The 13,296-nt window shown below is 50.9% G+C and carries 14 protein-coding genes and 1 pseudogene; all 15 read right to left on the minus strand.

Annotated features, from left to right (window positions below; all coding sequences use genetic code 11):
* Positions 1 to 60 precede the first annotated feature (60 nt).
* On the minus strand, positions 61 to 669 hold the full coding sequence (gene rdgB / locus IPL71_RS01455; protein ID WP_345318198.1) for an RdgB/HAM1 family non-canonical purine NTP pyrophosphatase: 609 nt from the start codon (positions 667 to 669) through the stop codon (positions 61 to 63).
* Between the two features lie 25 nt (positions 670 to 694).
* Positions 695 to 1,753, minus strand: a complete 1,059-nt coding sequence (gene queG / locus IPL71_RS01460; RefSeq protein WP_345318199.1) for a tRNA epoxyqueuosine(34) reductase QueG — start codon at positions 1,751 to 1,753, stop codon at positions 695 to 697.
* 3 nt (positions 1,754 to 1,756) lie between these two features.
* Positions 1,757 to 2,374 (minus strand): NBR1-Ig-like domain-containing protein, encoded by a 618-nt coding sequence (locus tag IPL71_RS01465; RefSeq protein ID WP_345318200.1) that lies wholly within the window; start codon positions 2,372 to 2,374, stop codon positions 1,757 to 1,759.
* Positions 2,375 to 2,434: 60 nt separating this feature from the next.
* On the minus strand, positions 2,435 to 3,154 hold the full coding sequence (locus IPL71_RS01470; RefSeq protein ID WP_345318201.1) for an NBR1-Ig-like domain-containing protein: 720 nt from the start codon (positions 3,152 to 3,154) through the stop codon (positions 2,435 to 2,437).
* 41 nt (positions 3,155 to 3,195) lie between these two features.
* The gene (locus IPL71_RS01475) at positions 3,196 to 3,873 is read right to left on the minus strand and encodes a hypothetical protein (RefSeq protein WP_345318202.1); all 678 of its coding nucleotides are present in this window, start codon (positions 3,871 to 3,873) and stop codon (positions 3,196 to 3,198) included.
* Between the two features lie 156 nt (positions 3,874 to 4,029).
* Complete coding sequence (locus IPL71_RS01480) at positions 4,030 to 4,479, minus strand: NBR1-Ig-like domain-containing protein (RefSeq protein ID WP_345318203.1); 450 nt, start codon at positions 4,477 to 4,479, stop codon at positions 4,030 to 4,032.
* 125 nt (positions 4,480 to 4,604) lie between these two features.
* The gene (locus tag IPL71_RS01485; RefSeq protein WP_345318204.1) at positions 4,605 to 5,591 is read right to left on the minus strand and encodes an NBR1-Ig-like domain-containing protein; all 987 of its coding nucleotides are present in this window, start codon (positions 5,589 to 5,591) and stop codon (positions 4,605 to 4,607) included.
* 91 nt (positions 5,592 to 5,682) lie between these two features.
* Complete coding sequence (locus tag IPL71_RS01490; protein WP_345318205.1) at positions 5,683 to 6,222, minus strand: hypothetical protein; 540 nt, start codon at positions 6,220 to 6,222, stop codon at positions 5,683 to 5,685.
* Between the two features lie 51 nt (positions 6,223 to 6,273).
* A pseudogene (locus IPL71_RS25715) lies at positions 6,274 to 6,324 on the minus strand (hypothetical protein); the annotation flags it as partial.
* Positions 6,321 to 6,788 carry an NBR1-Ig-like domain-containing protein gene (locus IPL71_RS01495; RefSeq protein WP_345318206.1) on the minus strand — a complete coding sequence of 156 codons (468 nt, stop codon included), beginning with the start codon at positions 6,786 to 6,788 and terminating at the stop codon, positions 6,321 to 6,323. The pseudogene IPL71_RS25715 and the gene IPL71_RS01495, both read right to left, overlap by 4 nt.
* Before the next feature lie 148 nt (positions 6,789 to 6,936).
* Positions 6,937 to 8,481, minus strand: coding sequence for an ABC transporter ATP-binding protein (locus IPL71_RS01500; protein ID WP_345318207.1), 1,545 nt, complete (start codon positions 8,479 to 8,481; stop codon positions 6,937 to 6,939).
* A gap of 10 nt (positions 8,482 to 8,491) precedes the next feature.
* Positions 8,492 to 9,604 (minus strand): ABC transporter permease, encoded by a 1,113-nt coding sequence (locus tag IPL71_RS01505; protein WP_345318208.1) that lies wholly within the window; start codon positions 9,602 to 9,604, stop codon positions 8,492 to 8,494.
* 9 nt (positions 9,605 to 9,613) lie between these two features.
* Positions 9,614 to 10,741, minus strand: coding sequence for an ABC transporter permease (locus IPL71_RS01510; protein WP_345318209.1), 1,128 nt, complete (start codon positions 10,739 to 10,741; stop codon positions 9,614 to 9,616).
* A 270-nt stretch (positions 10,742 to 11,011) separates the two neighbouring features.
* Positions 11,012 to 12,130, minus strand: a complete 1,119-nt coding sequence (locus tag IPL71_RS01515; protein WP_345318210.1) for a BMP family ABC transporter substrate-binding protein — start codon at positions 12,128 to 12,130, stop codon at positions 11,012 to 11,014.
* Positions 12,131 to 12,261: 131 nt separating this feature from the next.
* Positions 12,262 to 13,293, minus strand: coding sequence for a BMP family ABC transporter substrate-binding protein (locus IPL71_RS01520; RefSeq protein WP_345318211.1), 1,032 nt, complete (start codon positions 13,291 to 13,293; stop codon positions 12,262 to 12,264).
* Positions 13,294 to 13,296 lie beyond the last annotated feature (3 nt).

Consider the following 13,296-nt stretch of genomic DNA (forward strand, 5'->3'; position numbering starts at 1 on the left):
ACCCTTTCAGGGTCATAAGATTGAGTTATGAAATATGGTACCAAATGGATAAAGTCTAGCTTAAAGTCTGTGCTCTAAAAAGATCTTCTTTAAAACAGGTATTGCATTCATGACCGCTAAAGCCCGATGGCTGAGGCGGTTTTTTTCATCCATTTCAAGTTCGGCCATGGTTTTGTTTAAGTAAGGCAGTAAAAATATCGGGTCATATCCAAAGCCGCCTGTGCCGCGTTCATCTGGAATGATCTCGCCCAAACAATTGCCTTCCACGAGATGCACCTCCCCATTCGGGATCGCAATCGCGATCGTGGCATGGAAGCGTGCCTTCCAGGGCGCTGGCTTACCACGCAGATTCTCCAGCATATAAGCACGGCGGTCTGCATCGTTTGCGCCCGGCTTGGGAGAATAGCGTGCGGAGTAAAGCCCCGGGGCGCCATCAAGAGCATCCACTTCGAGGCCTGAGTCATCGGCCAGGGAGATCAGTCCGCTGGCGTGGGCGAAAGCGAGGGCTTTCTTTGAGGCATTCTCAGCGTAGGTGACTCCATCTTCTTCCACTTCGAGGCTGAGATTAATGTCCGCGGGGGTGACGAGTTCAAAGCCTGTATCTTTTAGTAATTCCTGTAATTCTTTTACTTTGCCTTTGTTGTTGGTTGCGATCAAAAGTTTTTTCATTTTTTATTTTCCCGGATTGCGGACTTCAGTCCGCATTTGTTTTGGCATGGGGCGGACTGAAGTCCGCGTTCCTTTTTGTAAGCGCCCACTTTGCATGTTCGCGAATCATGGGTTCTTCGTCTTGCATGGCTTGTTCAAGGATGGGGATATCTTTTTCTGTTCCGTTGTTTCCAACAGCCACAGCGAGGTTGCGTAAATATCCGCGCCGTTTGGCGCGTTTGATCGGACTCTTCTTGAAGCGCTGATTAAACTCAACGGATGTCAGAAGCAGGTCTGAGGTTAAGACAGGAAGCGGGATCTTCGTCTCAAAGGCTGAATCAGCTTGAGTGGAGAATCGATTCCACGGGCAGGCCTGCTGACAGACGTCGCAGCCGAAGATCCAATCCTGCATTAATGGACGCAGGTCTTCGGGGATGTCGTCTTTTAATTCAATGGTGAGGTATGAGATGCAACGGCGGGCGTCAATGGTGCGGTTGGGGAGGATGCATTGGGTTGGGCAGGCGGTGATGCAGCGGGTGCATGTGCCGCAATGATCGGTGACGAGGGTGTCGTCGGGTTCGAGTTCGATGCCGAGCAATATCTCTGCCAGAAAAAACGTGGAGCCAACGGCAGGATTGATGAGCATGGAATTTTTACCGATCCAGCCGAGACCGGCGCGCTGTGCAAGTTCGCGTTCGAGAATGGGGCCGGTGTCTGTATAATAGCGATTGGGGATTTCATGTCCGAGTTGCTCTTCGATGAATGCTACAATTTGCTTTAACTTTGGTGGAATGATGTCGTGATAGTCGTCGCCGAGAGCGTAGGAAGCTAATTCTGAATTCTGACCGCTGATTCTGACTACCGCTGAATATGGGATAGCGAGAACGAGAATGGATTTACATTCGGGAAGGATCTGTTTTGGGTCGGCGCGGCGCGTGCGGCTGCGGTCTTCGGCGAGGTAGTTCATGGTGCCGTGTTTGTTTTGATCGAGCCATTCTTCAAAAATATTGTAATGCGTTGGTGGCTCACAAGAAGTAACGCCAGCCAGGATAAATCCCAGCTGGCGCGATTTTTCTTTTATTGCCTGTGTAAGTGAGGCGGTCAATTTTTATTTGACGATGATCTTCACGAAAATGGCTTTGCCAAATGGAATGCCTTTGGCGTTGGACATTTGCCATGCGCTGGTATATTCGCCAACTTTTGCTGGCGCTTTGAAATTGACGGATACGTCAACTTCCTGCCCGACTTCAACCAATGTGCCAAGCGGTACAGGTTCGCCGCTCATCTGGTCGGCATAGCCTGCGTAAATGAGGCCATAGCCATCACCCCAGGCGCAAATTCCTGTATTCTTGATCTTCCATGTTTTTACAAATTCCTGGCCGGGTGTCATTTGCGCGCCATCCAGAATGGTCACATCTACAGTGGCATTGTCAAATGTAAGGTTGTCGCATAATTCGCCTGGCGTGCCAAGTGCAATTTGAGTTGGGTCAGTTGCAAAGGCGGCAGTTGGAGTTTCTGTCGGCGGCGGCGGAATGGGTGTCTCTGTGGGCGGCAGGGGAGTGGGTGTGAAGGCTGCGGCGGTAAGAGTAAATTCTGCAATGACTGTGTTTGCCGCTGAAGTGCGGATGGCAAGCACATCAGGCGTGGGTTCAATGGGAGTGGCAGGCGCGCAGGCGGCTAGAATTAATGCGGCTGTTAGTGTCAGGATAATCAATCTAACTTTCATTTTTCCTCTCTTGCTTTTCTTGAACAATGGTTGTTGAGTGTGGTTAATGAAACCAGTTAATTATGGTACCGCGATAATCTTGATCGAAACGAGCGGTCCAAAGAAATTGCCCGCATCATCTTTTAGCTTCCAGTAACCCACGTATTCAACTTCTTTGGTTTTTCCGCCGGGGACGGTTAATTTCACAATGAAGGATTGGCTTTCACCGGGCAGTGTAAAATCGTCTGATTTTTTATAAACGATGTCGTATCCTTTTAATTCAGGGCTGGAAAGTTCTGTGTTAAAAGCAAACGTGTAGCCTTCATCCCATGTGCATGTACCGAGGTTGACAATCGTCCAGCCTTTTGTGATTTCCTTGAAATTCTTAAGCTTTGCGCCGTCAAATGGGGCGGTTTCACCTACAAACCCGCCATCGTTACAGCCGTTCTTGGTAGTGACTGTTGAAATCACTCCCAGAGTTGGAACCGGAGACGCCAGCGGAGTTAATCCGGGCAGTTGAGTATTCAGTGGAATGGCTGTATTCCCGCCGAGCGCTGCTGTGGGGAATAATCCCTGTGTAGGGAGGGGCATGAGTGTATTTGTCGGCACGGCAGTGGGCGGGATCGCCATTGCTGTTTGAGTTTGCTGCAAGGCAGATTGCGTCATAACAAGATTAAATGCTTCTGTTTGAACCACGCCCGGGTCTTGTGTTGGTACGGCTGTTGCGCCTAAATTACACGCGCTTAGGATGACGGCTGGAATCATTACGCCGATCAGCCAAAGGGTTTTACTTAATTTCATGGTAGTAACCTCCGAAAATAGTTAACTTTATTATAACGCACCTACGGCGTGGGCGTATTAGTGGGGCTGGGCGTGAAGGTGGGCGTAAGTGTGAATGTGGGGGTAGGCGTAAGTGTTTCAGTGGGTGTAAAAGTTATCGTTGGGCTGGCGCTTGGGGTCAGCGAGGGGGTGAAGGTAAATGTGGCTGTGGGAGGCGGCGTACCCTGACGAATAATATGCGGGTTCAGCCAGATCGCCTGATCGTTCTTCTGTGCGCCGTTTGCATCCACGACCAGAATAAAGTTGACGGTTTGACCCGCAAGACTGCTCAGGTCAAGGTCTACGGGGTAATACTTGCCTTCATATATTTCGTGCCAGCTTGCAAGTGTTTTGATCTGCCCATTAATTTTATAATTCAAGCGGAAGAACACATCACAGTTTTTTGTGCCGTGTTGACAGTTTACAATCGTGCGGAAACGATCTCCAGCCTGCACAACCATGGAGGGATATTGTCCGCTGATGAAGCCGTTATTTTTATCCTGCGGCACAGTCAGCAGGCCGGGTTCATCTTCGGTTGAGCCGTCTTCCATGACCGGGGCATTTAGTCTGATCGCAGAGCCATTAATGCCGCCATCCACTCCGCAGGCCAGCGCCCCGTTGCCATTTTCCCAGGTTGCGGCGCAATGATTGTTTATAAAATCATAGGCAATATAGGCCGGGCCGGTGACTTTATATATCACCCAAAAAGCGGTGTCGGCTTGCGCGCCGATGCCAAATAAAACATTGGCGGCGTTGCGCAGTTTCCAATATCCGCGATAATTTCCATCTTTGTTTGGCGCAGTAAATGTGACGGGCTATCTCAATACTATCACCGGGGTTGGCGATTTTTGTCAGGGCTACGGCTGAGGGCCGCTCATTGAGTCGCCGCCGGTGAAGACCAGCGCGTAGGAAGTTGTCCAGGAGCAGGTGCCGACATTTTTAATGCGCCAAATTTTGACGAAGGTATTATTGCGCGCGACCAGACTTCCATCTGGATAGGTGATATCGCTGACGAATTGCGCCGCATCACATCTGGACACTGGAACTGGTGTCTGCGGAATGAGCGTGTTCGTGGCTGTGAGGGGAGTGGATCCGCTCACAGTGGTGGTTGGCAGAGGCAAGCCGGGGGTGGCGGTAAAAATTGATTGGGTTGAAGCAGCTTCCAGCGTCTGGGCTGATGCGGTGTATAGTCCATTTAAAGTGGCGAAGGTATCCGGCGTCGCTGAATTTGAAGGGACGTTACATGCCAATTGGACGATGCTGATAAAGACAATAAAAAGGGCGAGGGCTGATTTTTTGATGGACATGGGTTTTCTCCAAAATGTAGGTTTCCAAAGATTAAAGACGTTTTCACTGTGGAAATGGTTCCCAATAAAAGAAGACGCTTTATGCCAGCGGCTTCTTTTTATGATCTACATTTTTTAGTGGAGGGCTATGAACCGCATAAATAGGTGAAATATTGACCGGGGCGATATTCAATGTATTCGCCGTCGGGCAATGTTGTGATGCCGAGCGCGATCCAGCGTTGGCTTCCGGGGGCGCTTCCAAGGTGGAGTTTCCACTCGCGGGTAATGGTCTTGGTTCCGGCGGCTTCCATGATTATGGTTCCCTTGCCGGGGCCGCCATGGTTTTCTCCACTATTGTTATCCTGTTGCAGCCAGATGTAATTAAATTTGAGCGGACCATTGGTGGTGATGGTGGCATAAACAATGTGGTTGACGTTTGCCGGGCAGCCGGTGGCCGGGTCGCGTACGACGCTGTAGGTGACTGAGGTGACAGCGTAGTTGGGGCTGCTTGAGCCGGAGACGACAATTTCGGCGTAGAAGGGCGCGCTGTATTGGCCGACGCCAAACGCGGTGTCATCAGGGGTTTGCAGCATCCATTTGGAGGTGTAGGTTGCATCTGCTGTGGGGGCGGTGAGTATAAGTGAGATGGGAACTACTCCCTGCGGTGGTGTCACCTGGGGCAGGTTATACACGTATGAGCCGCCAAGTACATCGCCGTCCCAGAAGACGATCTCGTAACTTGTATCCCAGGTGCAGGAGCTTGTATTTTGGATCTGCCAGGTCTTTGTAAATTGCTCACCGGGGGCATAGATGGTGCCGTCAGGAATGGTTTCGCTGATCAGGCTTGCGCTGGCGCATTTTGATGCGGTTGTATTGGAGGCGGGCAGAGTGGGCGAGGCGGCAGGTGCAAGGGGTGTGAGCGTGGGTGAGAATTGCAGCGGTGTTTGCGTGCCGATGATCGCAGGGATTGCCAGTGTGGGCTGTGCATTTTGCGCGGCAACGGTCAGCGCTACAGCGGTTTGTATGCCTGGTTCCTGGGCAGGGGTTGGTGTGCTTTCTGCTGTGCAGGCTGTGATGATAAAAGATGCGATTACGATCAAAGTGAAGAGTGTGTATTTTATTGTTTTAAACATTTTTTCCTTTCGTGTCTATTATTATACTGTTAAACAGAAACGCCCGGTTTTCCGGGCGCTCTGTTTTTTAATTTCTATTGTTATTTTAATCTTAGGGTTGGTAGGTGATCGTGAGTGTTACCGACCCCGCGTTGCAGGAGATATAGTCTGCTTGACCGTCAGCGTCGGTGGGGCCGGCAGGGTGCAGGCGGATTTGGAAGCGGGCCTTGCCTTCCGTTGTGCGGGTTTGGACAAGGTTTTTTACATCAATCGGTCCGGGGACGGCGTTGAGCAGGGTAATGCCAGTGCCTGCAATGTTATAGTCTGATTGATCGAGCGGCAGGGCGTATTGCACTTCGCCCACCCAAATCCCTCCCAGACTGGTGAATGGGTCTTGCATGGTGGAACAGCTTCCAATTGCCAGTGATGCGTTTTGTATGGTTTTTCCGCTTAAGGCTGAGATGTCAAAACTCATGTAGCCTCTGGCAATATCGTTGGCGGATGTGTCGCCTGCCAGAATTGTGAGGGGTGCGCCAGCCGCCGGCTCGTACAGAGTTCCGCTTTCACTAGCGACTGCATTGAGGACAACCTGTGCAACTGCGGGCGGTAATGTGTTTGTGGCTGTGACGGCGCTTTGTGATTTGATCTGCACATAGAATTTTCCAAACAGCACGCCTGATGCGTCTCTGATTTTCCAGTTTCCTGTGTGATCGCCGGTGGCGGCGGGTGCGGTCAGGTTTACTGAAATATCTATGGTCTGGCCGGGTTGACGTTACTTGTCAAAGCCTGTGTGGATGGACCATTCATGGAGTTGCCGTCAGAAAATACGACGGCGTAGGAAGGGGTCCATGTGCAGGTTCCCGCATTTTTGAGCCGCCAGGTTTTTGTGAAATTTTGTCCCGGGGTCACTATGGCTCCATCGGGATAGGTTACATCTGTAACGAATTGCATTACATTGCAATTCGATGTAGGCGGAACTGCCGGTGTATTGGTTAAGATGGGGATGGGGGTCAATGTGGCGGGGACAGCGGCGGGGGTGAAGGTGGATGTGCTGATCGCGGCGATGGCGGGGGTGGCGCTGAGTAAGGCTTCTATGGTTTGTGCGGCAGCGGTGCTGGCGGTATCTGTGCCATTGGTGCCTGAAGGCAGATTGCACGCGCCGCTGAATAGGGCGAGAATAATAAGCAAATGATAAAGGCGTATGTTATTTTTCATCATTTTTTTTCTCCTTTGTTTGAGAATTATTTTACCGCAAGATATGTTTTGCCTTATCCCCCCGCATTTCCTGCTTGAATCAAAACAGGAGTTGCGAGAACTCCTGTTTGGGTGAATCAGGTTTGCGTTAAGAGAGATGCGTTGTGGTGGATCACGCGGCTTGCACGTGCGCGCCGGCCATCCATAATCCAAGTTGTTCGCGTGTCGCTTTTTTGGCATCCACAATGGTGACGATCTGTCCGCGGTACATCACGGCGATGCGGTCTGAGAGTGCGAGAATTTCATCCAACTCGGCTGAGATCAACAGGACGGCCACATCACGGTCGCGCATTTTTATGATCTCGCCGTGGATGTATTCGATGGAGCCGACATCCAATCCGCGGGTGGGTTGACTGGCGATTACAAGTTTGACTGAGCGACTCAGTTCACGCGCCACAATCACTTTTTGCTGGTTGCCGCCCGACAGTTTTCCCGCACTGACAAAGGAAGATGGCGTGCGGACGTCGAAGGCGCTGATGAGTTTTCGCGCGTTTTCATCGAGTGCTTTGGGCTGCAAGACTCCGTGTTTACTGAATGGCTCATGGTAATAATCGCAGAGCGCCATGTTGTCGGAGATGGAATAGGAAAGTACCAGACCGTGTCGTTGGCGGTCTTCAGGAATATTTGCAAGGCCGGCTTCAGTGATCACCCGGGGAGTTTTACCGGTGATGTCTTTATCAGCAAGTGTGACATGACCTTTTTTGGTTGCGCGTAATCCGCTTAGGGCTTCGGCGAGTTCTGTTTGTCCATTTCCCTGCACACCGGCGATTCCCAATACTTCACCGGCTCTTACTTCAAAGGAAACACCGCGCACTGCCGGGTAATCACGAACATCGTCAACATGCAGGTCTTTTACGGTCAACATGGCTTCCTTGGGGACAGCCTGTTTTTTGATAATGACCAGATTAACTTCGCGCCCGACCATCATGGTCGCAAGTTTTTCGGAGGTTGTGTTTTTTGGCAATACAGTTCCAACGGTTTTGCCGGCGCGCATGACCGTGATGCGGTCTGCGATGGCGAGAACTTCTTTTAGTTTGTGGGTGATGAAAATGATCGAGACGCCGCGTGCTGTCAGGTCACGCATGATGCGGAAGAGGTCGTCGGCTTCCTGCGGAGTCAGCACGGCAGTGGGTTCATCCAGGATCACAATTTTTGCATCGCGATAGAGCGTCTTTACGATCTCAACCCGTTGTTGGGTTCCAACCGGAAGTTGACCAACGAGCGAAGTTGGGTCAACTTCCAATCCGTATTGTGAGGAAAGGTCGGTAATTTTTGCTGCAACAGCTTTCTGGTCAAGCATTCCGTTTTTGACGGTTTCATCGCCGAGCATGATATTTTCTGCCACGGTGAAGACCGGAATGAGCATGAAGTGTTGATGTACCATGCCAATGCCGAGCTTGATCGAGTCGTTGGGTGAGTTGATGACGGCCGGTTTCCCGTTGACGAATATCTCGCCTTTATCGGGATTATGCAGGCCGTAGATCAGGTTCATTAAAGTACTTTTGCCTGCGCCGTTCTCTCCGAGCAGGGCATGGATCTCGCCTTTGCGCAAATCAAAATTAATATTGTCGTTGGCGAGTACGCCGGGGAATTGTTTTGTGATTCCTCTGGCTTCAAGAACGATCTCATCCGAAAGGGTGTGTGGGGTTTCAGTCATGATGCGCCTCTTATTTCTCGTATGCAACACCATCAGCTGCGGGCGGAGTGGTTCTGCCGATGATGCCCGTGAGGATGATCATTGTAAGAATATAGGGTGTGAGACCTACAATGTAGGATTCTTGAAGGAAGGATAACTGCGGAGGAATGACATCGCGGAAGATTTGCATGTTGATCAGCAAGGCCTGTGATGCGCCAAAAACGAGCGCGGCAGCCCAGGCTCCGATGGGTGTCCAGTTGCCGAAGATCATGGCGGCGAGTGAAATGAAACCGCGTCCATTGGTTAGCAAAGGTTCAAAGGATGGAACTGATTCGATGGTGAAATATGCGCCTGCCAGACCAGCGAACATGCCGCCAATCACTACATTGGCATATCGCATTTTTATAACATTAATGCCGACGGTGTCTGCCGCTCTTGGATGTTCACCCACGGCGCGCGTGCGTAATCCCCAGCGTGTGTTAAACAGAATGTAGTGGGAAATAAAGACAAGCAGAATGGCCGCAATTGCAATTGGTTTTTGATCGAATACACGGTTGATGGCTTGTACATTTTCCAAACACACTGCAGATGTGCCGCAGAGCGGGGTGAATAATTCAGTAATCGGAACGTGGATGGTGGGCAATACACCGGGAGAACTGGGGACAGTGCCTCCGAATACGCTGCCTTTTCCAAAGAATAACTGGCGATTCAAAAAGCCAGTCAGCCCCACTGCCAAAATGTTAATGACGGTTCCGCCGATGATCTGGTCTACTTTAAATGTGATCGAGAGCGCCGCGTGGAGCAGTGCCATTAATCCACCGGTGATAATGGCAAAGAAAACACCGAGCGTAATGCTGATCCCGGCAGACAAGCCATAGATTTGAAACATGTAAATGCCGCCCAGCCAGCCAAAGAAAGCGGCAGTAAGCATCATGCCTTCGATACCGATATTAACCACGCCTGCGCGTTCGCAATAGACCCCGGAAAGCGCGCCTAGTGTTAAAGGGGTGGCAACGGCGATGGTGGTCGCCAGCATACTGGTGATGATCAGCAGCGGGGTTTGTCTTGTCTGTCCGACATAGACCACCGTGCCAATGAGAATGGTAATAATTAGAGCGATGAAGCCAAAACGTTTCCAGTCCATGTTCGTCTCCTAGCCTCCCCAACCACGGGTGAGGACAACGCGCTCGCCTCTGGATTTAATACGATAGATATAGCGCACAATGGCATCTGCTGCCACAAAGAGCAGGATCAATGCTTGCAGCATGGATATTAAATCCACGGGTAGTTGAGTCAGGAATTGCATACGGGTGGCTCCATTGCGCATGGCAGCAAATAGAAAGGCCGCCAACACAACCCCCAGTGGATGGGATTTCCCAAGCAGGGCAATTGCAATGGCATCATACCCGTAGCCGATTGAGAACCCGAGTTCATGCCGATAGTTTAATCCAGTGACTTCGATCGAGCCTGCCAGCCCCGCCAGCATACCTGAAAGCGCCATGGTGAGAATGATCGTGCGCTTTACATTGATCCCCGCATATTTGGCCGCATCCGGGTTTAAACCCACAGTGCGAATTTCAAAGCCGAGTGTGGTTTTATTTAACACCCACCAGACCAGGAAAGCGATCAGCAGAGCCAGTACAAATCCCCAGTGAACCCGCAACCCGTCAAAGATCGGAGGGATGCGCGCGCTTTCTGCGATCAACGGCGTACGGGCAATGACATTCGTCGGGCTTGGATCTTTCATAATGCCATTGAGCAGAAAGGAGGTTGTATTCAACGCGATATAGTTCATCATGATCGTGTTGATCACTTCATGTCCGCCGGTGTATGCCTTAAGCGCACCCACGATACCCGCCCAAAGACCGCCCATTAACATGCCAAAGAGGACAGCCAAAGGGATGTGGACGATGGCAGGCAGGTCGTAGCCAAGCCATTGGGGCAGAGCATAGCCGATCAAGGCTGAAAAAACAGCGCCGACGGCCAATTGACCTTCCGCGCCGATGTTGAACAGACCGCCTTTAAATCCCAACGCAACTGCCAGACCGGCGAAAATATACGGCGTGGCCCAGATTGCCGTTTCACTTAAAGCCTTTTTTGAGCCAAGTGACCCCTCGATCAATCCCATATACGCTTCAAATGGATTCCCACCCACCATTTTAATGATCACGCCGCCGATCACAACTGCGGTGAAAATGGCTAAAAATGGGACCAGTGTTGCATCCAGGATCGATTGTAGTATTTTTTTGCCTCGCGAAATTGACTGCTTTTCTGATTGCATCCTTCGCTCCAGTGGAACTTGTGAATTATGGAAAGATTATATCAAACAAGTCTTTTCTTTCTTGAAAATCAAGCTCGCTTAAAACGGTTTCACCGTTTTTTATGGATATTCTTTTTTAAACCACAAAGGAAAAAACAAAAACACCCCTTATGCAACCTGTGCAGTTCTTCATAGTAAGGGTTTTTCTGCCGGAGACGGAAGACCCCTTAAAACGAAAAGGGAAAGAGGCCTAAACCTCTTTCCCTTTTTTATTACAGGTAAAACTAAAACTTAGGGTTTGGCAGGAGCAACACCAGTTGTGATGGAACCATCAAGCAAACCAGCGTTGATCTCTTCCATGGCGGCCTTGACTTCGTCAGAAACTGCGCCATCAAGATCGTGGTAAGGGGCATAACCAGCGGAACCAGTGTAGTTACCGGCAGCAATTGAACCATCTTTCGCCTGAGCAACCAATTCAGCAACACCAGGGACGATGAGTTTCATCGCGCTGGAGAGCATCTGAGGAGCAGCTTCGGGCAGGGTCAGGTATTGATCGGCATCCACGCCAATGGCGTACTTGCCAGCCTGAGCGGCGGCGGTGATGGCGCCGTTACCGGTCAAACCACCGCAACCAAAGACTGCATCTGCGCCGTTGTCCATCATGGCTTTGGCGGTCTGAGCGCCCCATTCAGGATCGGTGAAAGTCTTATCGAAACCCACATCGCTGTGGTACACAACTTGAACTTCGGTGGTGGTGCTGTTCATGCCATCGGCATAAAGGGCGCCGGCTTTGTAGCCGTCACCATAGCGCCACACGGGAGGAACCACATCGGTACCGCAAACGGCGCCAATGACATGGCTCTCAGACATCATCGCGGCGAGAGCGCCAACGAGGAAGCCAGCCTGATCTTCAGGGAAGTTCAAACCGGTCACATTGGCTGAATCGTCAGCGGTATCTTCTGTGAACTGCCAGGCCTGGAACTGATCGACACCGATGAATTTAACATCAGGGTAGGTCACGCCAGCGGCAAGAGTAGCTTCACCGAGACCGAAACCAACGGTTACGACCACATCAAAGCCGGCATCACCAAAGGTGGCGATATTCTTGGCGTAGTCTTTGGCATCAGCGGTTTCAATGAATTGAACCAAATCAGCCGAGCCATCAACCTGAGACTGTTGAACGCCTTCCCAGGCAGACTGGTTGAAGGACTTATCATTGACTTTACCCACATCGGTCACGAGACCCACGCAGAAGACTTCTTCCTTAACACAATCGTCAAGAGTTACTTCGGCGACAGGCGCTTCGGTAGCAGCAGCGACAGGGGCTTCAGTAGCGCCAGCAGCTGGGGCTTCAGTGGCAGGGGCGCCACAGGCCGCGAGGATCATCGAAGCGACGATCAACAGGGCCATAACAAAGTATAGCTTTTCATTTTTTCTTCTCCTAGAAGAGTAAGGGTTTTACGGCATTCTGCCTGAAAAGCAGAGCCTTACGACTCGGCAAGTATACGTCTTATTTTTTTATTGTGCAAGCCTGAACAACTTTACGGCCTCTCAAAAGACACACCCGTCTTGATTTCCCCGTTTTGCAGCGCAAAAAGTAAATTATCCATTTCCAGAGTCAGGCTTTCTGGGAAAATCCCCTGAAGCGGCACATACTCAATTTGACTCAAATCAGGCTGATAGGAATCTCCACTCTTCAGCAGACGCATCATATTCTGGACCTCGAAACGGGCACGCCCAAAAATAGAGGTGACTACGTGAGAGCCTGATTCTGCCAAAACCGCACCCTGATCCCGTTCTGTACCAATCGCATTCACCGCAGATTGGTCCGCCGCACGCAATGCCCCCTGACCCGTGGCGCCGCCCGCCGCAAAGATCACATCTGCTCCGCGTTGAATTAATTCCTGCGCCGTGTCGTAGCCCCAGGCCTCATCAATGAATAGATTTTCGCGATCCCCATTCTCACGATAGATCACCAGCGCTTTTACATTTCTGCCGGTCAGCGAATTGGCGAACAGCGCACCTGCGCGGAATCCCTCGCAGTATCTCCAGACTGAATCAATGCCTGATGTCTCACATACCGCACCGATGACCTGCGTCTCTGAAATTCGCGCTGCCAATGCTCCGGCGGCGAATCCCATTTGATCTTCCGCAAATGTGACGGGAATAATATTCGGGCGCACTTCTTCATGCGGTTGATTCATGCCGACGAAAACAGTATCAGGATACAGGTCAGCACTGCGCAGCGTTTCTTCGTTCAAGCCAATGCCGGTGGTGAGAATTACGTCATAGCCTTTTTCGGCGAAGTAGGCGATATTCTTTTCGTAATCGCGCGTGTCTATGGAATCAATATAATCAATGTGGTCAACATCGCCATTTAATTTGGCATCTTCCAGCCCTGCCCAGGTATTTTGATTAATGCCGTGATCGTCAATGCCCAGTGTGTCTGTTACCAGCCCCGCACAAAAGACATCTTTGCGAAAACAATCTGACGATTGCGCGCAGGCGGGGAGGCCTAGCGCTGCAATCGTCAGAATAAACCAATGTACCCCAATTCGTAATTGATCCTTCATTAT

The sequence above is a fragment of the Candidatus Villigracilis proximus genome, assembly GCF_016717045.1.
Taxonomy (GTDB): Bacteria; Chloroflexota; Anaerolineae; order Anaerolineales; family Villigracilaceae; genus Villigracilis; species Villigracilis proximus.

Coding starts and splice junctions, on each gene's coding strand:
- rdgB (WP_345318198.1), bottom strand. CDS start 669: ATGAAAAAACTTTTGATCGCAACCAACAACAAAGGCAAAGTAAAAGAA.
- IPL71_RS01480 (WP_345318203.1), bottom strand. CDS start 4,479: ATGTCCATCAAAAAATCAGCCCTCGCCCTTTTTATTGTCTTTATCAGC.
- IPL71_RS01485 (WP_345318204.1), bottom strand. CDS start 5,591: ATGTTTAAAACAATAAAATACACACTCTTCACTTTGATCGTAATCGCA.
- IPL71_RS01505 (WP_345318208.1), bottom strand. CDS start 9,604: ATGGACTGGAAACGTTTTGGCTTCATCGCTCTAATTATTACCATTCTC.
- IPL71_RS01470 (WP_345318201.1), bottom strand. CDS start 3,154: ATGAAATTAAGTAAAACCCTTTGGCTGATCGGCGTAATGATTCCAGCC.
- IPL71_RS01515 (WP_345318210.1), bottom strand. CDS start 12,130: ATGGCCCTGTTGATCGTCGCTTCGATGATCCTCGCGGCCTGTGGCGCC.
- IPL71_RS01510 (WP_345318209.1), bottom strand. CDS start 10,741: ATGCAATCAGAAAAGCAGTCAATTTCGCGAGGCAAAAAAATACTACAA.
- IPL71_RS01495 (WP_345318206.1), bottom strand. CDS start 6,788: ATGATGAAAAATAACATACGCCTTTATCATTTGCTTATTATTCTCGCC.
- IPL71_RS01465 (WP_345318200.1), bottom strand. CDS start 2,374: ATGAAAGTTAGATTGATTATCCTGACACTAACAGCCGCATTAATTCTA.
- IPL71_RS01500 (WP_345318207.1), bottom strand. CDS start 8,481: ATGACTGAAACCCCACACACCCTTTCGGATGAGATCGTTCTTGAAGCC.
- IPL71_RS01520 (WP_345318211.1), bottom strand. CDS start 13,293: ATGAAGGATCAATTACGAATTGGGGTACATTGGTTTATTCTGACGATT.